Source organism: Stenotrophomonas sp. SAU14A_NAIMI4_8 (assembly GCF_003086695.1).
Classification (GTDB): domain Bacteria; phylum Pseudomonadota; class Gammaproteobacteria; order Xanthomonadales; family Xanthomonadaceae; genus Stenotrophomonas.
On sequence record NZ_CP025999.1, the window covers coordinates 1 to 24,138 of the forward strand.

Genomic DNA, 24,138 nt, shown 5'->3' on the forward strand with positions numbered 1-24,138 from the left:
ATGGATGCCTGGACCCGAAGTCTCGAACGCCTCGAAGCGGAGTTTCCGCCGGAAGACGTTCACACCTGGTTGAAGCCACTGCAGGCCGATCTGCGCGTGGACAGCCTGGTGCTGTATGCACCGAACGCCTTCATCGTCGACCAGGTGCGCGAGCTGTACCTGCCGCGCATCCGCGAACTGCTGGCCCATTTCGCCGGTTTCAGCGACGTTTTTCTTGAAATCGGCTCGCGCCCGCGGCCCTCGGACACGCAGAACGCGCCGGTTTCAAGCCCGGCAGCGGCCGTGGCTGCAGAACCGCAGGTGCCGTTTGCCGGCAACCTGGACAACCACTACACGTTTGCCAACTTCGTGGAAGGCCGCAGCAACCAGCTGGGTCTGGCCGCGGCGTTCCAGGCGGCGCAGAAGCCGGGCGACCGCGCGCACAATCCGCTGCTGCTGTACGGGGGCACCGGCCTGGGCAAGACCCACCTGATGTTTGCCGCCGGCAATGCCATGCGCCAGGCCAATCCGGGTGCGAAGGTGCTCTACCTGCGTTCGGAACAGTTCTTCAGCGCGATGATCCGGGCCCTGCAGGAAAAGACCATGGATCAGTTCAAGCGCCAGTTCCAGCAGGTGGACGCGCTGCTGATCGATGACATCCAGTTCTTCGCCGGCAAGGACCGCACCCAGGAAGAGTTCTTCCACACCTTCAACGCGCTGTTCGACGGCAAGCAGCAGATCATCCTGACCTGCGACCGGTACCCGCGCGAAGTGGAAGGCCTGGAAGCGCGCCTGAAGTCGCGGCTTGCCTGGGGCCTGTCCGTCGCGATCGAACCACCGGACTTCGAGACGCGCGCAGCGATCGTGCTGGCCAAGGCACGCGAGCGCGGCGCGGAGATTCCCGATGATGTTGCGTTCCTGATTGCCAAGAAGATGCGCTCCAACGTGCGCGACCTGGAAGGTGCGCTCAATACCCTGACCGCCCGCGCCAATTTCACCGGCCGCGCGATCACCACCGAATTCGCCCAGGAAACCCTGCGCGATCTGCTGCGGGCCCAGCAGCAGGCGATCAGCATTCCCAACATCCAGAAAACCGTGGCCGACTACTACGGGCTGCAGATCAAGGATCTGCTGTCCAAGCGCCGGACCCGTTCGCTGGCCCGCCCGCGTCAGGTCGCCATGGCCCTGACCAAGGAACTGACCGAACACAGCCTGCCCGAGATCGGCGACGCCTTTGCCGGTCGCGATCACACCACGGTGCTGCACGCCTGCCGTCAGATCCGCACCCTGATGGAAACCGACGGCAAGCTCCGCGAGGACTGGGACAAGCTGATCCGGAAGCTGAGCGAATGATGCACCGACGCCGATAAGGCGTCATCGCACAAAACGGTGCAGAATCCGGTAGCAAGCGCGGGATGAGTTGTGGATAAAAAAGCGGTTTGAAATCGCTGCAGATTTATCCACAGCTTTCCCCACCCCTTGGGGGTCGGTAATGCAGAGGGTTTCGCGGTCTGAAAGCCCTTTAATTACAAAGACTTAGGGTTGTTTTCCAGCAATTCTGTCTCTACCAGCACCACCAAGCTTTTGATTTATTCCACATTTTTTTAAAGCATAGGGGCACGGAACCACATGCGTTTCACACTGCAGCGCGAAGCCTTTCTCAAGCCGTTGGCACAGGTCGTCAACGTGGTCGAACGCCGCCAGACCCTTCCGGTTCTGGCCAATTTCCTGGTCCAGGTGCAGAACGGCCAGCTGTCGCTGACCGGTACCGACCTGGAAGTGGAGATGGTGTCGCGGATCGCGGTTGAAGATGCCCAGGACGGCGAAACCACCATTCCCGCCCGCAAGCTGTTCGAGATCATCCGCGCCCTGCCCGACGGCAGCCGGATCACCGTCTCGCAGACCGGTGACAAGATCACCGTGCAGGCCGGTCGCAGCCGCTTCACCCTGGCCACCCTGCCCTCCAACGACTTCCCGTCGGTGGACGAAGTGGAAGCCACCGAGCGCGTGGCCATTGGCGAAGCGACCCTGAAGGAACTGATCGAACGCACCGCGTTCGCGATGGCCCAGCAGGACGTGCGCTACTACCTCAACGGCCTGTTGTTCGATCTGCGCGGCGATGCCCTGCGGACCGTGGCCACCGACGGCCACCGCCTGGCCCTGTGTGAAACCGATCTGGCCAAGCCCAGCGGTTCCAAGCGCCAGATCATCGTGCCGCGCAAGGGCGTGACCGAACTGCAGCGTCTGCTGGAAAGCGGCGATCGCGAGATCGAGCTGGAAGTCGGCCGCAGCCACGTGCGCGTGAAGCGCGACGATGTCACCTTCACCTCGAAGCTGATCGACGGCCGCTTCCCGGATTACGAAGCGGTGATCCCGATTGGCGCCGATCGCGAAGTGAAGGTGGACCGTGAAGCGCTGCGTGCCTCGCTGCAGCGCGCCGCGATCCTGTCCAACGAGAAGTACCGCGGCATCCGCGTTGAAGTCTCGCCGGGCAACCTGAAGATCAGCGCGCACAACCCGGAGCAGGAAGAAGCCCAGGAAGAGATCGAAGCCGACACCACGGTCAGCGACCTGGCCATTGGCTTCAACGTGAATTACCTGCTGGATGCCCTGTCCGCCCTGCGCGACGAGGAAGTCATCATCCAGCTGCGCGATTCCAACTCCTCGGCGCTGGTGCGTGAATCCAGCAGCGAGAAGTCGCGCCACGTGGTGATGCCGCTGCGTCTCTGACGCTTGCGTTGTTCCACGTGAAACAAGAAAACGCCCGGGAGATCCGGGCGTTTTTTTTGTTCCACGTGGAGCATTGCCGAGAACAGACGGATGACAGTGCGCCCTTCATCGATGGGGGACGCAGATCGTTTCGGTGGTAGCCGTTGATTCCTTCGACCGAGGGTCTGCGCTGACTTCGCAGCTCAACTCGGCGAGGAGAAGCTGCATCTGCTGACGCTACTGTCCACAGGCCTGGAATCCTGCGCTCGAGGGCGTCCCAAGCTTTTAAATCTGGGTATAAATCTAAAGCATGGTGGTGCTGGTAGAGCCAGATTTCGTGGAAAACATGCTTATATTGTTGTTTTTAAATGGGTTTATACACCTGAAACCCCCTGTATATCGGGCTCTGGGGCTGGGGGGGAAGCTGTGGATAGTTTTACCAGCGGTCAAAATTGGCATTTTTATCCACAGATTGCCCATACCTTGTGTATAAGTCATACAGACCTGCTGTGGACAGCGTGGAACGCAGCACCTGAATTTCTTGAAATCTGTGGAACCCTCGGCTGCTCTGCCCCTCAGATTTCAAGCAATCAACGCAGTGGCTTGCCCGCTGTCCTGCACCGCGCTGCGCGGCAGCGCCTGGCGAAGGCGAAAATCTGTTGAATTCTGCTCATGCCGGCCCTGCCAAGGCCCGCAGATTTCAAGAAATCCACGCGGTTCCAGCGGCCGGCGAGGGCAGCAATCGGCAGCGCGGCACGTGGAACCCATGCGGTGTCCGGAGCGCGTGTTGCCGTCGCCCGCCATGCCCCGCAACGCGGTGCCGGGCTTGACCGATGCAGTAAGCTGATGGATTCCCTGCCCTGTTGCCGCCCCGAGCGGCTGGTCCCCCGCGTCCCATGCTGATCCGCCGCCTCGCCCTGAACCAACTGCGCCGCTTCAGTGCCGTGGAGCTGTCGCCCCAGCCGGGCCTGAACCTGTTGACCGGCGATAACGGTGCGGGCAAGACCAGTGTGCTGGAAGCGCTGCACCTGATGGCCTATGGCCGCAGCTTCCGCGGGCGCGTGCGCGACGGACTGGTCCGCCAAGGCCAGGAAGCGCTGGAAATCTTCGTCGAATGGGACGAACAGCGTTCCAGCCATCCGCCCCACCGCCGCAAGGCCGGCCTGCGTCACAGCGGGCAGGAATGGAAAGGCCGCCTGGATGGCGAGGATGTGGCCCAGCTCGGGAATCTCTGCGCGGCCCTGGCGGTCGTGACGTTCGAACCCGGCAGCCACGCCCTGGTCAGCGGGGGCGGTGAACCGCGTCGGCGCTTCCTGGATTGGGGTCTGTTCCACGTGGAACCAGACTTTCTTTCGCTGTGGCGCCGCTACTCCCGTGCACTGAAGCAGCGCAATGCGCTGTTGAAGCAAGGCGGGCCCTCGCGGATGCTGGACACGTGGGACCACGAGCTGACCGAAGCCGGCGAACCGCTGACCAGCCGGCGCCAGCACTACCTGGAGCGGCTGCAGGAGCGGACGATTGCCCTGGCGTCGGAACTTGCACCGCAGCTGGGCATCCAAGGCCTGAATCTCAGCCCCGGTTGGCGCCGGCACGAACTGCCGCTGGCCGATGCGCTCCTGCTGGCCCGCGAACGCGATCGCCAGGCCGGTTACACCTCGGTGGGCCCACATCGCGCCGACTGGAGCGTGGATTTCCACAGTATTCCCGGTCGCGATGCCTTGTCCCGTGGCCAGGCCAAGCTGACGGCGCTGGCTTGCCTGATGGCACAGGCCGAGGACTACGCCGAGCAGCGTGGCGAATGGCCGGTGATCGCGCTGGATGACCTGGCCTCAGAGCTGGATCGCACCCATCAAGCCCGCGTGCTGCAGCGCTTGCTGGCGGGGCCGGCACAGATCTTCGTCACCGCCACCGAAACGCCGGCGGCGCTGGTGGATCTGCCCGAGATCACCCGGTTCCACGTGGAACATGCACGGATCGTGGCTGTGCCATAGTGGCAACATCAGGGCCCGCAAGGCCCGGCTGGTATAATTCACGCTGTACCCCTACTTACCCGGCGCACCGCTCCACGCGGCGCCCGACCTGCGGAGCCTACGGCAAGCGCAATGACCGACGAACAGAACACCCCGGTAAACAACGGCAACTACGACGCCAACAGCATCACCGCCCTGGAAGGGCTCGAGGCTGTCCGCAAGCGTCCTGGCATGTACATCGGCGACGTCCATGACGGCACCGGTCTGCACCACATGGTGTTCGAGGTTGTCGACAACTCCATCGACGAAGCGCTGGCCGGCCATGCCGACCACGTCGCGGTGACGATCCACGCCGACGGCTCGGTGTCGGTGTCGGACAACGGCCGCGGCATCCCCACCGGCAAGCACGAGCAGATGAGCGCCAAGCTCGGCCGCGAAGTGTCGGCGGCGGAAGTGGTGATGACCGTGCTGCACGCCGGCGGCAAGTTCGACGACAACAGCTACAAGGTGTCCGGCGGTCTGCACGGCGTGGGCGTCAGCGTGGTCAACGCGCTGTCGCAGAAGCTGCTGGTGGACGTGTTCCAGAACGGCTTCCATTACCAGCAGGAATTCAGCGATGGCGCCGCAGTGACGGCGCTGAAGCAGCTGGGCCCGACCACCAAGCGCGGTACTACCGTGCGCTTCTGGCCGTCGGTGGTGGCGTTCCACAACAACGTGGAATTCCACTACGACATCCTGGCCCGCCGCCTGCGCGAACTGTCGTTCCTCAACTCGGGCGTCAAGATCGTGCTGGCCGACGAGCGTGGCGACGGCCGCCGCGATGATTTCCACTACGAAGGCGGCATCCGCAGCTTCGTGGAGCATCTGGCCCAGCTGAAGACCCCGCTGCACCCGAACGTCATCGCCGTTACCGGCGAGCACAACAACATCGTGGTGGACGTGGCGCTGCAGTGGACCGACTCCTACCAGGAGACGATGTACTGCTTCACCAACAACATCCCGCAGAAGGACGGCGGTACCCACCTGGCCGGCTTCCGCGGCGCGTTGACCCGTGTGCTCAACAACTACATCGAGCAGAACGGCATCGCCAAGCAGGCCAAGATCAACCTGACCGGCGACGACATGCGCGAAGGCATGATTGCCGTGCTGTCGGTGAAGGTGCCCGATCCCAGCTTCTCCAGCCAGACCAAGGAAAAGCTGGTCAGCTCCGACGTGCGTCCGGCGGTGGAAAACGCCTTCGGTGCGCGCCTGGAAGAGTTCCTGCAGGAAAACCCGAACGAAGCCAAGGCCATCGCCGGCAAGATCGTCGATGCCGCACGTGCACGTGAAGCGGCACGCAAGGCCCGCGACCTGACCCGCCGCAAGGGCGCGCTGGATATCGCCGGCCTGCCGGGCAAGCTGGCCGATTGCCAGGAAAAGGATCCGGCGCTGTCCGAACTGTTCATCGTCGAGGGTGACTCGGCAGGTGGTTCGGCCAAGCAGGGCCGCAACCGCAAGAACCAGGCCGTGCTGCCGCTGCGCGGCAAGATCCTCAACGTGGAACGCGCACGCTTCGACCGCATGCTGTCCTCCGACCAGGTCGGTACGCTGATCACCGCGCTGGGCACCGGCATCGGCCGCGACGAGTACAACCCGGACAAGCTGCGCTACCACAAGATCATCATCATGACCGACGCCGACGTCGACGGCGCGCACATCCGTACCCTGCTGCTGACGTTCTTCTACCGTCAGATGCCGGAGCTGATCGAGCGCGGTTACGTCTACATCGGCCTGCCGCCGCTGTACAAGATCAAGCAGGGCAAGACCGAGCTGTACCTGAAGGATGACCCGGCGCTGGACAGCTACCTGGCCAGCAGCGCGGTGGAAAACGCCTCGCTGGTGCCGGCGTCCGGCGAACCGGGCATCGAAGGCGTGGCGCTGGAAAAACTGCTGCTGGCCTACGCCGGCGCGCAGGACGCGATCGCCCGCAACGCGCACCGCTACGATCGCCTGCTGCTGGAAGCACTGGTCGATTTCGTGCCGATGGATCTGGAAAGCCTGCGCAATGCGCCGGCCGGCGAAGGTCTGGACGCACTGGCCAAGCAGCTCAACCAGGGCAGCCTGGGCAGCCCGCGTTTCACCCTGGAACTGCAGGACGCCACCGAAGAGCGCTCCGCCGCTGTGCTGGTCACCCGCCGCCACATGGGCGAGGAACACCTGCAGGTGCTGCCGCTGTCGGCCTTTGAAAGCGGCGAACTGCGCGCCATCCATCAGGCCGCCAAGCTGCTGCACGGTCTGGTGCGCGACGGTGCCACCATTGCCCGCGGTGCCAAGTCCATTGAAGTGGACAGCTTCGCCAAGGCACAGAACTGGCTGCTGGACGAAGCCAAGCGCGGCCGCCAGATCCAGCGCTTCAAGGGCCTGGGTGAAATGAACCCGGAACAGCTGTGGGATACCACGGTGAACCCCGATACCCGCCGCCTGCTGCAGGTACGCATCGAGGACGCGGTCGCGGCTGACCAGATCTTCAGCACCCTGATGGGCGATGTGGTCGAACCGCGTCGTGACTTCATCGAAGACAACGCGTTGAAGGTCGCCAACCTGGATATCTGACACACTCGACTGCTGGCCGGTGCGCGGGGGAGGCGCGCCGGCCGTCGTCCCTTGACCACAGGTACCCGATGTCTGCTTCCGCTCCGGTTTCCGCACCGCCGCCGGTTCCCCCGGCATCCGCCGCGCCCCGCGCCTCCTCGCCGCTGGCCGGCTTCTTCATCGATCTGGGCATTGCCGTGGTAGCGCTGTTCGGGCTCAGCCTGATCAGCGGCATGGTCTGGGGCCTGACGCGTACCGTGGCGATCAGCGTGGCCAATGCCAACGCCGGTGGCGAAGCCGCCGATGCCGGCGCACTGGCCGCCCAGCTCGGCCAACCCGGTGCCCTGGCACAGGTGGTGATGGCGCTGGTGGCCACCGGTGGCGCCGCGTTGCTGGTCTATTTCTGGCGCCGGCCGGCCAACGCCGCCGAACGCCAGCGTTCCCTGCAGGCACTGCGCCGCCCCGCGACCTGGGGCTGGACGCTGCTGGTGGCCACCCTGATCGTGATCGGCAGCAACGGCATCGCGTTCCTGGCCAAGCAGCTGGGCGTGGAACCGGTGCCCACCAACCTGCACCTGATGCAGAACGCCATTGCCCAGTTCCCGGTGTTCCTGGTGCTGTTTGCGGTGGTGCTGGCGCCGGCCTACGAAGAACTGCTGTTCCGCCGCGTGCTGTTCGGGCGCCTGTGGCAGGCCGGCCGGCCCTGGCTGGGCATGCTGCTCAGCAGCCTGGCCTTCGCCCTGATCCATGAAATTCCCGGAACCAGCGCCAACGGTCCGGCCGAGATCGCCCAGCTGTGGCTGGTCTACGGCGGCATGGGCGCGGCGTTCTGCTGGCTGTACAAGCGCACCGGCACGCTGTGGGCCGCCATTGCCGCGCACGGCCTGAACAACGCCGTGGCGCTGGCGGCACTGGTGTTCTTCGGCGCCACGTAAGGCCACGCGCGCTTGACGAAAGATTAAGCAGGCGCGGTACACACTGCCTGCATGAACACGGGGGATTCCATGAAATCACTGCTGCTCGCCCTGCTCATTACGTCGCTGGTGGCCGCGTGCGCGACCACCACCTCGCCCACCGGCCGCCGGCAGATGGTGGGTGGCGTGTCGCAGGCCCAGCTGGACCAGCTGGGTGCGCAGGCGTTCGCCGAAACCAAGCAGAAGGAAAAGATCAGCACCGACGGCCGCCAGAACGGCTACGTGCAGTGCGTGGTCAATGCGCTGGTGGCCCAGCTTCCCGATCAATACCGTGGCGTACGGTGGGAAACGGCGGTGTTCGTCGACAAGGAACCCAACGCCTTTGCCCTGCCCGGCGGCAAGGTGGGGGTGAACAGCGGCATCTTCACCGTGGCCAAGAACCAGGACCAGCTGGCGGCGGTCATCGGCCACGAGATCGGCCATGTGATTGCCCGCCACCACGAAGAGCGCATCACCCGACAGATGGGCGCGCAGACCGGCCTGGCAGTGCTGGGGGCGCTGGCCGGTGCCTACGGCGGCGATGGCGCGGCCAGCACGGTGAACCAGCTGGGTGGCATGGGCGCGCAGGCGGCCTTCCTGCTGCCAGGCTCACGTACCCAGGAAAGCGAGGCCGATGTGATCGGCCAGCGGCTGATGGCCCAGGCCGGTTTCAACCCCGCCCAGGCCGTGGATCTGTGGCAGAACATGATGGCCGCCAGTGGCGGACGCAGCCCGCAATGGCTGTCCACCCACCCCGATCCGGCCAACCGTATCCGCGAACTGCAGCGTGACGCCCCTGCCCTGGCGCCGGTCTACCAGCAAGCCCAGGCGGCCGGTCGCCGGCCAAAGTGTGGGTGAGTGCGCAGATTCATGCTGTACTGCAGCACATAAAACGATTTCTCATGCCATCCGTTTCTGATACGTTTGGCGGCTCAGATTTTTCTGACAGTCCGACTTTGCCGCTCCGGGCGGTTCGATCGAGGTGAACGATGATTTTCCGTAACCACAAAGCTGTGCTTTCCGTCCTGATCGCCACTGCCCTGACCGGCGCCGTGGTCACCGATGCGTTCGCGCAGTCCTCGCGTTCGTCCGAGCGTGGCAACCGCGGCGGCAAGCAGGCCAAGGCCGAAGTCCTGTACCCGAACGCCACCCGTGAGGAGCCGAAGGAAAAGGCGTCCTCGAAGATGGGCAGCAAGCTGCAGAAGCTGATTGACAACTACAACGATCAGAAGTTCCCGGAGACCCTGCAGGTTGCCGGTGAGATCCTGGGCAACAGCGCGTCGAACAACTACGACAAGTCGCTGGCTGCGCAGCTCGCTTCGCAGGCCGCCTACCAGACCGACGACACCGCCGGCGCGATCACCTACCTCAAGCAGGCTCTGCAGCTGAACGGCCTGGACAACAACGGCCACTTCCAGGCCATGCTGATGCTGGGCCAGCTGCAGCTGCAGGAAGACCAGACCGCCGAAGGCCTGGCCACGCTGGACAAGTACTTCGCCGAGAGCAAGTCGAACAAGCCGGAAGAGCTGATCGCCAAGGGCCAGGCGCTGTACCAGCTGGAGCGCTACCAGGAAGCCATCCCGGTGCTGCAGCAGGCCATCGCCGGCGCCACCGAGCCGAAGGACAACTGGAACCAGCTGCTGATGGCGGCCTTGTCCGAAGCCGGCCAGACCGGTGAAGCGGTGAAGACCGCCGAGGCGCTGGCAGCGAAGAACCCGAACGACAAGAAGGCGCAGCTGAACCTGGCCAACATGTACATGCAGGCCGACCAGATGCCCAAGGCCGCCGCGGTGATGGACAAGCTGCGCAGCAGCGGCCAGCTCACCGAAGAGCGCGAGTACAAGCAGCTGTACTCGATCTATGCCAACACCGAGAACAAGGAAAAGGACGTCATCGCGGTCATCAACGAAGGGTTGCAGAAGGGCATCCTGAAGCCGGATTACCAGGTTTACCTGGCCCTGGCCCAGTCCTACTACTACTCCGACCAGGTGCCGCAGGCGATCGAGGCGTGGCAGAAGGCTGCCCCGCTGTCCAAGGACGGTGAGACCTACCTGAACCTGGCACGCGTCCTGCATGCCGAAGGTCGCGTTCCGGAGGCCAAGCAGGCCGCCCAGCAGGCGCTGGCGAAGGGCGTGAAGAACCAGGCTGATGCCAAGAAAATCATCAACCTGAAGTAAGTAGGAATAACGCCTGAACGCCTGCGAGATTAATGCGCAGGCGCTCAGGATTGGTATAAGCTTGGAGGTTCCTGCGGTGTCATGCACCGCTGATCAGGGATCCCGCCCCCCGGGACTCCGGCCCCACTATTGAGCTCTTGGCGCATGACGGAACAACTAGTCGTTCACCGGTACGAACAACCCGATGACAAGGGGCTGAGCTGGCCTCGCATCGTCGGCATCGCGTTTGTAATCGCCCTGCATCTGGCCGCCTTCATGATGCTCCTGATCCCCGCTGTGGCCCCCAAGGCCGTGGCTGAGAAGGAGCGCAACGTCATGGTGACCATCGTCGACGCGCCGCCGCCACCGCCGCCGCCGCCGCCGCCGCCGCCGCCGCAGGATACTCCGCCGCCGCCGGTGAAGAATCTGTCGCCGCCGAAGCCGTCGCCCGTCCCGCCGCCGCCGCAGGCGCCGGTCGTCGACGTGCCGGAACCGCGCCCGAACGATATCGTCACCCCGCCGTCGCCTCCGGCGCCGCCGGCACCGCCGGCGTCGATCGAGGCCAGCGTCGACATCTCGTCGAAGGCCATGAATCCGCCGCGCTACCCGCCGGCCGCTTTCCGCGCTGGTATCCAGGGCGAAGTGATCCTGATCATTGATGTCGATGCCCAGGGCAACGTCACCAATGTCACGGTGGAAAAGTCCAGCCGTAACCGCGACCTGGACCGTGCTGCGATGGAAGCCGCGCGCAAGTGGCGTTTCAACGCCGCTGAATCTGGCGGTAAGAAGGCTGCTGGTCGCGTCCGCGTCCCGGTCAACTTTGCGCTGAACTGATGCGAGCGGGTGGCCGCCGGCCACCCCTCCTCCGGTTCGATTGTCTAGCTTAGCTACACCCTTTATCACCACACACAACAAAGGTAAGCGTCATGCTGCAGGAAATTTTCATCGCCGCTGCTGCCGGGGGCAATCCGTCCAACGCCCTGTCGCAGATGGGCTTCGAGCACCTGATCCACGAAATGACCACCAAGCCGGGTGATTTCGCCGTTTCCTGGGTCGTGCTGCTGACCCTGGTCGTCATGTCGGCCATGTCCTGGTACTGGACCGTCATCAACATCTTCCGCGCTACCCGCCTGAAGAGCGCTGCTGATCGCGTCGTCAGCCTGTTCTGGGATACCCCGAACGCACAGGACGCCATCCGTGCGATGGAAGAGCAGCCGGCTTCGGAGCCGTTCTCGAAGATCGCCCTGGATGCTGCGCAGGCTGCTGCCCACCACCAGCGCGCTGAAGGCGGCGCCACCGGTGGCCTGGGTGAAAACCTGAGCCGTTCGGAGTTCGTCGACCGCGCCCTGCGCCAGGCCGTCACCCGCGAAAGCAACAAGCTGCAGTCGGGCATGACCCTGCTGGCCACCGTCGGTGCAACCGCTCCGTTCGTCGGTCTGCTGGGTACCGTGTGGGGCATCTACGGCGCGCTGATCAAGATCGGCGCCACCGGCTCCGCTTCGATCGACGCCGTTGCCGGCCCGGTGGGTGAAGCACTGATCATGACCGCCATCGGTCTGTTCGTCGCAATCCCGGCCGTGTTCGCCTTCAACTTCTTCAGCAAGATCAACAGCGCGACCATCAGCAAGTTCGATACCTTCGCGCACGACCTGCACGACTTCTTCGCCACCGGTTCGCGCGTCCGCTAATTGCGACGCGCTGTACCCAGCGAGAACGTAGTCAACACGATCTAGACGGAGCCCGTTATGGCTTTCAGTAGTGGTAACAGCGGCGGCCCCATGGCCGACATCAACGTTACGCCCCTCGTGGACGTGATGCTGGTGCTGCTGATCATCTTCATCATCACGGCGCCCCTGATGTCCCACAAGGTCAAGGTGGATCTGCCGGAGGCCAATCTGGTCCAGAAGCCGGACGACACCAACGACCGCAAGGGCCCCATCACCCTGGCAGTCAAGGAAGACGGTTCGATCTACTGGAACGACGAGGAAATCGACAAGCAGACTCTCGAGTCGCGCCTGGCAACCGCCGCCCAGCAGACCCCGCAGCCGCCGCTGAACCTGCGTGGTGACCGCACCACCAAGATGCGTGTCATCAACGAGATGACCAAGGTCGCTCAGGAACAGGGCATGCTGGACGTCGGCTTCGTCGCTACCAAAGAAAAGGGGCAATAAGCCATGGCATTCAGTAGTGGTGGTGGCAAAGGCCCCATGGCTGACATCAACGTGACGCCCCTGGTGGACGTGATGTTGGTTCTGCTGATCATCTTCATCGTGACCGCGCCGATCATGACGTACCCGATCGCCGTGGACCTGCCGCAGCGCGTGCTCAACCCACCGCCGCAGCTGGTCGAACCGCCGCCGCCGATCGAACTGAAGATCGACGCCAGCAACCAGGTCTCGTGGAACAACAGCCCGATCAGCACGCACGAGCTGCAGCAGCGGATGGAACAGGAGGTCCAGCGTGACCCGACCAACCAGCCGGAACTGCGGATCGATGCAAGCCCGGATTCCGAGTACGACGTGATGGCCAAGGTTCTGGCCGCCGCGAAGAATGCTCAGATGAAGAAGATCGGCTTCGTGCAGCAGTAATACGCAATACCGCAGCACAACAGTCATGACGCGACTGCAGACGCCCCTGGAGACAGGGGCGTCTTTTTTTTTGCTCGGGGGTGGGGTCAGAGCCCTTCCCTGCGGGAAGGGATCCGACCCCGGGTGCTCTGACCCCATCACCACGCATCCGCCCGCTATCATCGGCGCATGCTCGCCCTCTTCGATTCCCTGCGCGTCTGGCTCGATGGCATCGCCCATCTGGGCACGATCCTGGCCGTGGCCTACCTGCTCTACCTGCTGGCACTGGCCGGCTGGATCATGCTGCAGAAGCGCGAACCGGTCGCCACGCTCAGCTGGATCCTCTCGCTGGCCCTGCTGCCCTACCTGGGCCTCTTCATCTACTACCTGCTGGGCCCACAGAAGGTGAAACGGCAGCGCCTGCGCCGTGGCCGCGCGCGCTCGGGCATGGAGCACTACAGCGATGTCTGTCCGCCCGATGCCGGCTGCACCGAACTGGCCAAGGTGGCCCAGGCGACCACCGGCCTGGCGCCCAGCACCGCCACCGAAGTGACCTGGCTGGTGGATGGCGCGGCCACCTATGCCGCCCTGCTGCAGGCCATTGCCGAGGCGCGCGACCACGTGCACCTGGAGTACTACATCTTCAGCCCCGACCATGCCGGTACCGCGCTGCGCGATGCCCTGGTGGAACGTGCACGGGCCGGCGTGCAGGTGCGCCTGCTGCTCGATGCGGTGGGCTCGTCGTCGTTGCCGCGGCGCTTCCTGCAGCCGCTGCTGGATGCCGGCGGCGAGGCCATCTGGTTCCATCCGCGGCAGCTGCTGAAACCCTTCAAACGGCCGTGGTTGAACCTGCGCACGCACCGCAAGCTTGTGCTGGTGGATGGTCGCCTGGCCTTCACCGGTGGCATCAACATCACCGACGAAGAAGACGAGAGCCGCAACCCCAACGCCTACCGCGATCTGCACATGCGCATTGCCGGCCACGTGGTGCGCAGCCTGCAGCTGGTGTTCGTGGAAGACTGGCTGTACGCCAGCGGCCAGGAACCTTCGCGCTTCGACATCGCCCGGCTGTGGCCGGCCGACATGCCGCTGCGTGGCGATGGCAGCATCGATGCACAGGTGCTGGTGTCCGGCCCCGATTCGGGCTGGGAAACCATCCACCGCCTGCATGTGGCGGCCATACAGGAAGCACGCGAACGGGTCTGGCTGGTCACCCCCTACTTCGTGCCCGGCGAAGCGGCGCGCATGGCGTTGACCTCGGCCGCACTGGGCGGGCTGGACGTGCGCCTGCTGGTGCCGAAGATGAGCGATTCCTGGTTCGTCACCCAGGCCGCGCGCTCGTACTTCGACGAACTGCTGCATGCCGGGGTGAAGATCTACGAATACGGCCCGCGCATGCTGCACACCAAGGCCTTCATTGCCGACGATGATGTCTGCATCGTCGGCAGCGCCAACTTCGACCACCGCAGCTTCCGCCTGAATTTCGAGCTGTCGATGATGATCAGCGACCGCGACCGGGTGGCTGCGCTGGCCGAGCTGCTGCAGGCCGAATTCGACCGCTCCTGCCGTGTGCAGGACCAGGCGGCCCGTTCGCTGTGGCTGCACCGCCTGCCCGAGGCGTTCGCGCGGCTGGCCTCGCCGCTGCTGTAACGCAGCGCTACACTGCCGCCTGACCTGCGGGAGATCGCACATGTACTGGCTGTACCTGCTGCTGGCGCTGGGCTGCTTCGCCTTCGCCCTGAAGACCCCGCACATGGGGCTGATGTCGCTGGCGCTGCTGGCGGCGCTGGCCTTCCTGCTGGCCTGGGTGCGTGGCCGCTACGTGGCCCGCTTCGGCGATCTGCAGCGCGACCCGTCCACCCTGGTCGACGCCGAACAGGTGCGTTGGCTGCGCGAGCAGGCGCTACAGGGGCACGCCCCGCGCGAACCGCACGATCCCCCTTCCCCGACCCCGTAGTTCCGTTCCATGACCCAGCTCAGCGTCAACGTCAACAAGATCGCCGTCCTGCGCAACTCGCGCGGCGGTGCCGAACCGGACGTGGTGCGCGCCGCCCAGGCCTGCCTGGATGCCGGTGCGCATGGCATTACCGTGCACCCGCGCCCCGACCGCCGCCACATCACCGCCGAGGACGTCCTGGCGCTGTCCACGCTGACCCGCGCCCGCGGCGTCGAGTTCAACATTGAAGGCAACCCTTTCGCCCCGCCGCGCGAGGGTTACCCGGGTCTGCTGCCGCTGTGCGCGCAGACCCGGCCGGCGCAGGCCACCCTGGTGCCTGATGGCGATGGCCAGATCACCTCCGACCACGGCTTCGACTTCGAGCGCGACGGCGAGCGCCTGCGCCCGCTGGTGGCCGAGCTGAAAGCCATGGGCTGCCGGGTCAGCCTGTTCGTGGATGCCGGCAACCCCTTGCTGGAACAGGCCGCCGCGGTTGGCGCCGATCGCATCGAGCTGTACACCGGTCCCTACGCCGAAGCCCACGCCGCCGGCGACGCGCGCGCCATGCTGGAGCTGTTCGCCAACGCCGCACGTCGCGCCCAGGCGGTCGGCCTGGGGGTGAATGCCGGCCATGACCTGTCGCAGGACAACCTGCGCGACTTCCTGGCGGCCGTGCCGCAGGTGCTGGAAGTGTCCATTGGCCATGCGCTGATCGGCGAGGCCTTGTACGACGGCCTGGACGCCACCGTGAAGGGCTATCTGGCCCTGCTGTAAGGCGCCGTCGCAGTTGTTGAGACCGCCGTGGCCCAGGCTTCTGGATTGCCACGGCGTTCGGCTGCGCCTGCCCCGTGGAACCTGTGGATAACCTTGGGGTCAACCTGCACCCGGATTCACCTGTACGCCTACAGCTACGTGAATTCCCGCCGCTTGCGCCGCCTGTGGTTAGCAATAATACTAACGACCCAGCAACGGCCGGAGGGCGACATGCAGCACCTGCCTTTCAAGGCCCACGCCGCCATCAAGGGCCGCGGCTCCACCTCGCACTTGGCCGGCCGCTTCGAAAGCACGGTCAGCGAGGCCATCGATGACGGCTGGGCGCCAGATGAAAGCGACGAGTTCAGCGCCCCCCGCCTGCGCACCGAAGTGCGTGCGGAGACCGCGCGCAGCATCATCAGCCGCAACAATTCCCCCGATGTAGGCTTCAGCCAGTCGGTGAACCCCTACCGCGGCTGCGAGCACGGTTGCTCGTACTGTTTCGCGCGGCCCTCGCACGCCTATCTGAACCTGTCGCCGGGCCTGGACTTCGAAACCAAGCTGTTCGCCAAGACCAACGCGCCGCAGCTGTTGCGCAAGGAGCTGGCGAAACCGGGCTACGTGCCGCAGCCGATCGCGCTGGGCATCAACACCGACGCCTACCAGCCGATCGAACGCAAGTTGAAGCTCACCCGCCAGCTGATCGAGGTGATGCTGGAAACGAAGCATCCGTTTTCGCTGATCACCAAGAACGCGCTGGTGGAGCGCGACATCGATCTGCTGGCACCGCTGGCGGCGGAAAACCTCGTCAGCGTGCATTTCTCGGTCACCTCGCTGGACCCGCACCTTTCGGCGAAGCTGGAACCACGCGCATCGGCACCGCATGCGCGCCTGCGTGCGATGAAACGGTTGCACGAGGCCGGCATTCCGGTGGGCGTGATGGTGGCGCCGGTGATCCCGTGGATCAACGACAGCGAGCTGGAGGCCGTGCTGGAGGCCGCCCATGACGCCGGCGCCAGTACCGCCGGCTACGTGCTGCTGCGCCTGCCGCTGGAAGTGGCGCCGCTGTTCCGCGATTGGCTGGAAACCCACCACCCCGATCGCGCCGCGCACGTGATGAGCACCATCCAGCAGTTGCGCGGCGGCAAGGATTACGACAGCCAGTTCGGCACGCGCATGCGTGGCCAGGGCGTGTATGCGGACCTGTTGAACAACCGGTTCAAACTGGCGCGGAAGCGGCTGGGCTTCAATACGCAGAACAGCCACTGGCCGAAGCTGGATTGCAGCCGGTTCGTGAAGCCGTTGCCGCCGCAGAAGGAATCGCCGCAAGGAACGCTCTTTTAGTAGAGTCGAGCTTGCTCGACTGAAGTTGAAAGCAGTCGAGGTAGAGTCGAGCTTGCTCGACTGATGTTGGAAGCAGTCGAGCAAGCTCGACTCTACGAAGCAGAAGCAGTCGAGCACGCTCGACGCTACGGGGTGGACGCGGTGCCCCGCTTCGGCCAAGAATCAGGGCGAGGCCCATGAAGGGCCGGACAGGAGATGCCCGTGAACGATGGCGCACTTGCCGCAGCGATCGCCGCTTCCGCTGCCAACACCCATCCTTGGATGCAGGCGCAGCATCGCCAGGTGCTGGAGTACTTCGAACAGCGGCAGGCGTTTTCGCCGGCGACCTCGATTCCGTTGGCCGCCTTCGACGTGGAGCTGGAAGAGGTGCTGTACGACATGATCGACGACGGCCTGGTCGAGGTCGTGGCGACCGACCGCTGCTACCTGGACCGGCAGACGCTGCTGCAGCGCGTGCAGGACGACGAACAATCGGCCGAGCGCCTGAACCGCGTGCTGCTGCGCTACGTCGTGCCCGTTCTGGTGATCGTGCTCATCGCCGTGGGCGTAGCACTGGCCCTGTAGAGTCGAGCTTGCTCGACTGAGCGCGCAGCAAAGCGCAGTCGAGCAAGCTCGACTCTACGAAGTCGTCAGCCCCAAACAGCTTCTGCGGAGGGCGATGCAATGAGGGTCCCATGCCCAGATCTACAAGGAGTTGGCTGTGATCGTACTCAGTAGATTGCACGCGCGATCCATTACGTTGGCGATGCTGGCTGGGCTTCCGACGGCAGCCGCTGCAGCGGATCGATCCGCGCTCTTTGTGAACCATGCGACATCGATTGAAGACACGTGCCTTGAAGTTGATTCGAGAAGCTTGCCCTTCTCATGCCACAGAATTTCCGATGGCGCGCAGACCGTAGTCGCTGTGAGGGAGTTCAAGCGTGCCTGGAATGCCGACAGGTCGGGTTTCTCAAAGCTGACGCTTGTACTTCCTGGAGTGCTCCGCGCTGGGCAAATCCTTGCTATTGGAGATGAGGGGGCGCGTGTGTTCTTCAGCAAGGGGGCGAGTGCCTTTGCTGGTAAGAGTGGCTGCTACAGTACGGCCGCGTCCGGCCAGGTAATCATCGATGCAGTCGAGCGCAATTGGATCGAGGTTTCGTTGGAGGCGACTTTCACACTCGCAAGCCCTCTGGATTGGCCGGAAGACTGTGACGCTCCTGTCAGCATCCATCGTGCAATCAAGGCCGACAGCGCGGATATCACTGAACTGCGAGCATGGGAGGGAAGACCGGGGAGCGATGATTCTCCCTTTGACGAGGCGAATCCCCCGAAAAAGTAATCGGATGTAACACCCGTGGGGGCAGGGTTCGTCGTGCATGCGTCCTGACCGCGCCATCATTTGTGGAACGCCAGCCGACCTGCTGTGCAGGAGCGACCGAAGCGATGGGGGCGTAAGCAGATTGCGCCGCGTCGAGCAGACCCGACATTCACCCCCCAAACAGCTTCTGCGCGCTCTGGAACAGGATCCAACTCGTCGCGATGAACTTGTCCCCACCCTGCGGCCGATTGCCACGATGGGTATGGGTGAATGCTGTCGGCGCGATCAGCAGGCTGCCGGTGCGCGGTGCGATCTTGCGGCCCTGGAACAGGAATTCGGTTTCGCCTTCCTCGAACTCATCGTTGAGGTACAGCGTCCACAGCACGTGCCGGTGCAGGGTTTCGGCCTGCGGGTCCTTCGGGTACAGCTCGCAGTGCCAGTACGGGTAACCGCCCTCGCCCGCCGCGTACCACTGCAGGTTGATGGCACCCGGGCGCAGGCAGGTGCGGGCCAGGTCGGCCAGCTGTTCCTGCGCCATGTCGGGGAAATCTTCGGCCGACAGTCGGCGCGGCTGGCCGTTGCTGTCCTGGATCTGCAACATCAGCGGTGCGATCAACGCCTGTGGATAACGGCGTAGATAAGTCAACAGTCCGGCAAAAACCGCCTGCTGCAGTGCGCTGTCCACATCCTTCCAGCCATCCGCGCCACTGATGCGCAGATCCTTGCTGCGCTTGAGTTCCGGGAACACGCCACTGCCCACTGCGCCCGGTTTCAGGTGCTGGCTGGCACGCATGCGGGAAACGATCGCCGCGCAGACGTCGCTGGGGACGGCGTTGTGGATGACTTCGATGAAATCGACCGGACCCGGCTCGTGCATGCGTACATTCCTTCGGCGGCAAGGGCCTGATGGTGCCGTTTGCCGCCGCTGCTGTCACCCTGCGGTCATGTCATCGTTGTGCCATGACCGCTGTAGGGATGGCCGCCGTCAGACGCTCTTCGCGTCGTGCTCCTGGTGATAGCGCACCGCTTCGGCCACTTCCTCGCGCGAACCCAGGAACACCGGCACGCGCTGGTGCAGATGCTCGGGCTGAATGTCGACGATGCGTTCGCGACCGGTCCACGCGGCGCCGCCGGCCTGTTCCACCAGCAGGCCCATCGGGTTGGCTTCGTACATCAGGCGCAGCTTGCCGGCCTTGCCCGGTTCCTTCTTGTCCCACGGGTAGATGAAGATGCCGCCGCGGGTCAGGATGCGGTGCACGTCGGCCACCATGCTGGCGATCCAGCGCATGTTGAAGTTCTTGCCGCGCGCGCCTTCCTTGCCGGCCAGCAGATCGCCCACGTAGGCCTGCATGGGGGCTTCCCAGTGGCGCTGGTTGGACATGTTGATGGCAAATTCCTGGGTGGCGGCGGGAATCTGCATGTTGGCGGTGGTCAACACGAACTCACCGGTTTCGCGGTCCAGGGTGAAGGCGTGGGTGCCATGGCCGACGGTCAGCACCAGCTGGGTGCTGGGCCCGTAGATGCAGTAGCCGGCGGCAATCTGCTTGTTGCCCGGTTGCAGGAAGGCATCATCACCCGGCAGTTCGACATTGGTGGGGCAGCGCAGCACCGAGAAGATGGTGCCGACCGAGACGTTGACGTCGATGTTCGAGCTGCCGTCGAGGGGATCGAACAGCAGCAGGAAATCGCCACGCGGGTAGATGTCCGGCACCGGCTGGCTGTGGTCCATTTCTTCCGACGCGCAGGCGGCCAGGTGGCCGCCCCAGGCGTTGGCTTCCAACAGGATCTCGTTGCTGATCACGTCCAGCTTCTTCTGCGCTTCGCCCTGCACGTTGCCGGTGCCGGCATCGCCCAGTACGCCGCCGAGGGCGCCCTTGCTGACGGCGATGGAGATGCTGGTGCAGGCGCGGGCGACCACGGCGATCAGCTGGCGCAGGTCGGCGTTGATGCGGCCGGCGTGCTGTTCTTGAATCAGGTACCGGGTCAGCGAAGTACGGGACATGGCGGGCGGGCCTTGGCAGCGGGGAAACGGCTATTGTCGCTGCTGCGCGCGGCGCGTGCGTGATTGGTTTGAGGGGAAATCGATTACAACGGCGTTGCGCTGGTGGCGCCTTCCTTCATGGAGGCGCAGGGCAAGGCACACCGTGGCCAGGACACGCCATTAACCCATCCATGGGGGCTCGGTCGGCGCATCCATGCGCCTCACGGTCCTGGCCACGGTGTGCCTTGCCCTGCGCTTCAGGGTTCGCCGCGAGCGCGGAGGGTGTGGCAAAAGCAGGAGCAAAGGCAGAGCAAAAACAAAGGCGCCTTTCGGCGCCTTTGTTCTCAGACCAGTGCAGCGGTGCTTCAGCCCTTGGCGACGGTGGCCACGGCCTTGGCGACGTATTCCAGGTTGTTCTGGCTGAGTGCGGCCACGCAGATGCGGCCGGTGCCGACGGCGTAGATGCCGAACTCATCACGCAGACGCTCCACCTGCACGCGGCTGAGGCCGGAGTAGGAGAACATGCCGGCCTGCTGGTTGATGAAACCGAACTGCGGTGCACCGGCGGCGGCCAGCTTTTCCACCAGACCGCCACGCAGGGCGTGGATGCGCTCGCGCATCTCGGTCAGTTCCTGTTCCCACAGCGCGCGCAGTTCCGGGCTGTTGAGCACACCGGCCACCAGCGCGGCACCGTGGGTGGACGGGCTGGAGTAGATGGTGCGGATGATGCGCTTGATCTGCGACTGCACGGCCTTGGCGTCGTTGGCGGTCGGGGCGACCACCGACAGCGCGCCCACGCGTTCGCCGTACAGCGAGAACGACTTGGAGTACGAGTTGGCGACGATGAAGCTGTCGATGCCGGCTTCGGCGATGATGCGCACGGCCGCGCCGTCCTGCTCGATGCCCTTGTCGAAGCCCTGGTAGGCCATGTCGATGAAGGGGAACAGCTGGCGGTCCTTCAGCAGCTGTGCCACCTGCTTCCACTGGCTGACGGTGAGGTCGGCGCCGGTGGGGTTGTGGCAGCAGGCGTGCAGCAGCACCACGGTGCCCGGCTGCAGCGTCTGCAGGTCGGCCAGCATGCCGTCGAAGTTCACGCCATGGGTGGCGGCGTCGAAGTAGGTGTATTCCACCACCTCGAAACCGGCCGCACCGAACACTGCGCGGTGGTTTTCCCAGCTGGGGTTGCTGATGGCGATGGTGGCGTGCGGCAGCAGCTTCTTCAGCAGGTCAGCGCCGACACGCAGCGCACCGCTGCCGCCCACGGTCTGGGTGGTGGCAACGCGGCCGGCGTCCAACAGCGGCGAGTCCTTGCCGAACACCAGTTCACGGGTGGCCTGGGTGTACGCCGGCAGGCCGTCGATCGGCAGGTAGCCGCGCGGTTTTGCTTCGGTGGCGAGCTGCTGCTCGATCTGCTTGACGGCACGCAGCAGCGGAATGCGGCCGCTTTCGTCGTAGTAGATGCCTACACCCAGGTTGACCTTGGTCGGGCGGCTGTCGGCGTTGTACGCCTCGGTCAGGCCCAGGATCGGGTCGCCCGGGACCAGTTCCACGTTTGCAAAGAAGGACACGGCGGTACTCGTTCGATATGAGGGGGAGAAGAAGCGCGGGTCGCGTGGTTGCAGCCGTCGGCCGCAACCGTCCCATCGTAACAAAGCGTGCCACCGGCGCGGCGCTCATCGTCACGCTGCAGCCCGTACCATGCCGTGTTGTTTTCCCCCCGTGGTTGAAGCTGAACAATGAACGAGCCCGTGGCGCGTCGCCGCCTGCCCCTGCTGATCGCCCTGCTGCCGGCCGCCGCCGCGGCGCAGGCCCAGACCACCACCGCGCTGCCCACGGTGGAGGTGCAGGCCGCACGGGTACAGGGCATCGACCCGTTCGCGCTGCCGGCCAGCCAGGACACGGTCTGGGTGGACGACGACCGCAGCGGCGCCAGTGCCCAGCTTTCCGAGGCGCTGGCCGGCGTACCGGGTCTGCTGGCGCGGGACCGGCAGAACTTCGCCCAGGACACCCAGCTGTCGATCCGCGGCTTCGGTGCCCGTTCCACCTTCGGCGTGCGCGGCGTGCGCGTGGTGGTGGATGGCGTGCCGGCCACCATGCCCGACGGGCAGGGCCAGCTGTCGCATGCCAGCCTGCTGGGTGCCGAGCGCATCGAGGTGCTGCGGGGGCCGTTCTCGGCGCTGTACGGCAATTCATCCGGTGGCGTGCTGCAGGTCTGGAGCGCGCAGGGCCAGGCCGGTGATCCCTGGCGGCTGCGGGTCAATGCCGGGGCCGACAACACCCTGAGCGTGGGCGCGCAGCTGCGCGGCGCCAGTGGCGGCATCGACTACAACATCGCCGCCAACCACTTCCGTACCGACGGCTGGCGCGACCACAGCCGGGCCCGGCGCGAATCGTTGAACGCGCGCATTGGCGGCGAGCTGGCCGGTGGCCGCCTGGAGCTGCTGCTGAACGCACTGGACGCGCCCGATGCGCAGGACCCGCTGGGCCTGACCCGCGCACAGGTGGCCGCCAATCCGCGCCAGGCCACCGCGGTGGCCACCCAGTACAACACCCGCAAATCGGTCAGCCAGCAGCAGGCCGGGCTGCGCTGGACCCGCGAGACCGGCGCCCAGCGCTGGCAGCTGATGGGCTACGGCGGGCAGCGCGAGGTGACCCAGTACCTGGCCATTCCGCCGGGCCCGCAGGCCAACCCGCTGCACGCCGGCGGGGTGATCGATCTGGACGGCAATTACGGCGGCGTGGATGCGCGCTGGGGCTGGCGCGGCGATCTGGCCGGTCGCCCGCTGGACGTGGTGGTGGGCGCCAATGCCGACCGCCAGCGCCAGCACCGCACCGGTTACGAGAACTTCATCGGCAGCACGCTGGGCGTGCGCGGTGCGCTGCGCCGCGACCAGCGCGACACCGTGCAGAACGTGGACCAGTTCGCCCAGGCCTGGTGGCAGTGGAGCCCGCGCTGGTCGCTGCTGGCCGGGCTGCGCCACAGCACGGTGCGCTTCGAATCGGACGACCACTACATCGTTGGCCGCAATCCCGACGACAGCGGCCGCCGCCGCTACCAGGCCACCACCCCGGTGGCCGGGGTCAGCTTCGAGGCCACGCCACAGTGGCGCCTGCATGCGGCAGTGGGCCGTGGTTTCGAGACCCCCACCTTCAACGAACTCGGCTATCGCGCCGATGGCCAGGCCGGGTTGGCGCTGGACCTGGCCGCCGCGCGCAGCCGCAACCTGGAAGTGGGCAGCAAGTGGCATGCGCAGAACGGCACCCAGTTCGACGTGAGCGTGTTCCGCGCCGACACCGATGACGAACTGGCGGTGGCCAGCAACACCAATGGCCGCAGCACCTACCGCAACATCGGCCGCACCCGCCGCCAGGGCGTGGAACTGCAGTACCGGCAGACGCTGGCCGAACAGCTTGAACTGCAGGTGGCCTGGACCTGGCTGCAGGCGCAGGTGCGGTCCGGCTACCTGGCCTGTGCCGGCAGCGGCTGCAGCGTGCCCGATACCGAAGTGCGGGCCGGCAGCCGCCTGCCCGGCGTGCCCCGCCAGCAGGCCTATGCGCGCCTGCAGTGGTCGCCTGGTGCCTGGCAGTGGGCGCTGGAAGGCACCGCCAGCAGCGACGTGGTGGTGAACGATCTGGCCACCGAACGCGCGCCCGGCTACGCCGTGCTGAACCTGGAAGGCGGCCACCGCTGGTCGCTGGCCAGTGGCGATCTGCGCGCGTTCGCCCGCCTGGACAACCTGCTGGACCAGCGCTACATCGGCTCGGTGATCGTCAACGATGGCAACGGCCGCTTCTTCGAACCCGGCCCGGACCGCCGTGCCAGCGTCGGCCTGCAGTGGTCGTGGCGCTGAGCGCGCAGCGCGGCCCGTTACACACGCTTACATTCCCACACGCAGGAACACAGGACGGCGTCGCTATCATG

Annotated in this window: 20 protein-coding genes; 17 read left to right on the plus strand and 3 right to left on the minus strand. The window is 65.2% G+C overall.

The window, feature by feature from the left end; all coding sequences use genetic code 11:
- The 16 genes from dnaA to C1930_RS00080 all read left to right on the plus strand — a co-directional run bounded on the left by dnaA (position 1) and on the right by C1930_RS00080 (position 17,502).
- The gene (gene dnaA / locus C1930_RS00005; RefSeq protein ID WP_108747903.1) at positions 1-1,332 is read left to right on the plus strand and encodes a chromosomal replication initiator protein DnaA; all 1,332 of its coding nucleotides are present in this window, start codon (positions 1-3) and stop codon (positions 1,330-1,332) included.
- Positions 1,333-1,608: 276 nt separating this feature from the next.
- On the plus strand, positions 1,609-2,709 hold the full coding sequence (dnaN, locus tag C1930_RS00010) for a DNA polymerase III subunit beta (RefSeq protein WP_005411731.1): 1,101 nt from the start codon (positions 1,609-1,611) through the stop codon (positions 2,707-2,709).
- A gap of 875 nt (positions 2,710-3,584) precedes the next feature.
- Positions 3,585-4,679: a DNA replication/repair protein RecF gene (gene recF / locus C1930_RS00015; RefSeq protein ID WP_108754959.1), complete on the plus strand. Its 1,095-nt coding sequence runs from the start codon at positions 3,585-3,587 to the stop codon at positions 4,677-4,679.
- Positions 4,680-4,790: 111 nt separating this feature from the next.
- Positions 4,791-7,250, plus strand: coding sequence for a DNA topoisomerase (ATP-hydrolyzing) subunit B (gene gyrB / locus C1930_RS00020; RefSeq protein WP_108754960.1), 2,460 nt, complete (start codon positions 4,791-4,793; stop codon positions 7,248-7,250).
- A gap of 68 nt (positions 7,251-7,318) precedes the next feature.
- A complete protein-coding gene (locus C1930_RS00025) occupies positions 7,319-8,164 on the plus strand; it encodes a CPBP family intramembrane glutamic endopeptidase (RefSeq protein ID WP_108754961.1) in 846 nt (281 codons plus the stop codon).
- A gap of 69 nt (positions 8,165-8,233) precedes the next feature.
- Positions 8,234-9,040, plus strand: coding sequence for a M48 family metallopeptidase (locus C1930_RS00030; protein WP_108747907.1), 807 nt, complete (start codon positions 8,234-8,236; stop codon positions 9,038-9,040).
- 131 nt (positions 9,041-9,171) lie between these two features.
- The gene (locus tag C1930_RS00035; RefSeq protein ID WP_108747908.1) at positions 9,172-10,359 is read left to right on the plus strand and encodes a DUF4032 domain-containing protein; all 1,188 of its coding nucleotides are present in this window, start codon (positions 9,172-9,174) and stop codon (positions 10,357-10,359) included.
- A gap of 255 nt (positions 10,360-10,614) precedes the next feature.
- Positions 10,615-11,172: an energy transducer TonB gene (locus C1930_RS00040; protein ID WP_199912020.1), complete on the plus strand. Its 558-nt coding sequence runs from the start codon at positions 10,615-10,617 to the stop codon at positions 11,170-11,172.
- A 92-nt stretch (positions 11,173-11,264) separates the two neighbouring features.
- On the plus strand, positions 11,265-12,026 hold the full coding sequence (gene exbB / locus C1930_RS00045; protein ID WP_108747910.1) for a TonB-system energizer ExbB: 762 nt from the start codon (positions 11,265-11,267) through the stop codon (positions 12,024-12,026).
- Positions 12,027-12,083: 57 nt separating this feature from the next.
- Positions 12,084-12,509, plus strand: a complete 426-nt coding sequence (locus C1930_RS00050) for a biopolymer transporter ExbD (protein ID WP_025875550.1) — start codon at positions 12,084-12,086, stop codon at positions 12,507-12,509.
- A gap of 3 nt (positions 12,510-12,512) precedes the next feature.
- The gene (locus tag C1930_RS00055) at positions 12,513-12,926 is read left to right on the plus strand and encodes a biopolymer transporter ExbD (protein ID WP_065200109.1); all 414 of its coding nucleotides are present in this window, start codon (positions 12,513-12,515) and stop codon (positions 12,924-12,926) included.
- Positions 12,927-13,094: 168 nt separating this feature from the next.
- Positions 13,095-14,555 (plus strand): cardiolipin synthase, encoded by a 1,461-nt coding sequence (cls, locus tag C1930_RS00060; protein WP_108770784.1) that lies wholly within the window; start codon positions 13,095-13,097, stop codon positions 14,553-14,555.
- A 40-nt stretch (positions 14,556-14,595) separates the two neighbouring features.
- Positions 14,596-14,862, plus strand: a complete 267-nt coding sequence (locus C1930_RS00065) for a hypothetical protein (protein WP_108770785.1) — start codon at positions 14,596-14,598, stop codon at positions 14,860-14,862.
- Between the two features lie 9 nt (positions 14,863-14,871).
- Complete coding sequence (locus C1930_RS00070) at positions 14,872-15,615, plus strand: pyridoxine 5'-phosphate synthase (protein WP_108754964.1); 744 nt, start codon at positions 14,872-14,874, stop codon at positions 15,613-15,615.
- Between the two features lie 210 nt (positions 15,616-15,825).
- On the plus strand, positions 15,826-16,938 hold the full coding sequence (locus tag C1930_RS00075) for a PA0069 family radical SAM protein (RefSeq protein ID WP_108770786.1): 1,113 nt from the start codon (positions 15,826-15,828) through the stop codon (positions 16,936-16,938).
- A 201-nt stretch (positions 16,939-17,139) separates the two neighbouring features.
- A complete protein-coding gene (locus C1930_RS00080) occupies positions 17,140-17,502 on the plus strand; it encodes a hypothetical protein (protein WP_159093498.1) in 363 nt (120 codons plus the stop codon).
- Between the two features lie 902 nt (positions 17,503-18,404).
- Here the strand turns inward: C1930_RS00080 and C1930_RS00085 are convergent.
- From C1930_RS00085 to C1930_RS00095, 3 genes are all read right to left on the minus strand, one after another.
- The gene (locus C1930_RS00085) at positions 18,405-19,112 is read right to left on the minus strand and encodes a 2OG-Fe(II) oxygenase (RefSeq protein ID WP_108770788.1); all 708 of its coding nucleotides are present in this window, start codon (positions 19,110-19,112) and stop codon (positions 18,405-18,407) included.
- 108 nt (positions 19,113-19,220) lie between these two features.
- Positions 19,221-20,237 (minus strand): class 1 fructose-bisphosphatase, encoded by a 1,017-nt coding sequence (locus C1930_RS00090; RefSeq protein ID WP_108770789.1) that lies wholly within the window; start codon positions 20,235-20,237, stop codon positions 19,221-19,223.
- A 344-nt stretch (positions 20,238-20,581) separates the two neighbouring features.
- On the minus strand, positions 20,582-21,784 hold the full coding sequence (locus C1930_RS00095) for an amino acid aminotransferase (protein ID WP_108751687.1): 1,203 nt from the start codon (positions 21,782-21,784) through the stop codon (positions 20,582-20,584).
- Between the two features lie 168 nt (positions 21,785-21,952).
- Here C1930_RS00095 and C1930_RS00100 point away from each other — a divergent pair, with 168 nt between their 5' ends.
- Positions 21,953-24,067: a TonB-dependent receptor gene (locus C1930_RS00100; protein WP_108770790.1), complete on the plus strand. Its 2,115-nt coding sequence runs from the start codon at positions 21,953-21,955 to the stop codon at positions 24,065-24,067.
- Positions 24,068-24,138 lie beyond the last annotated feature (71 nt).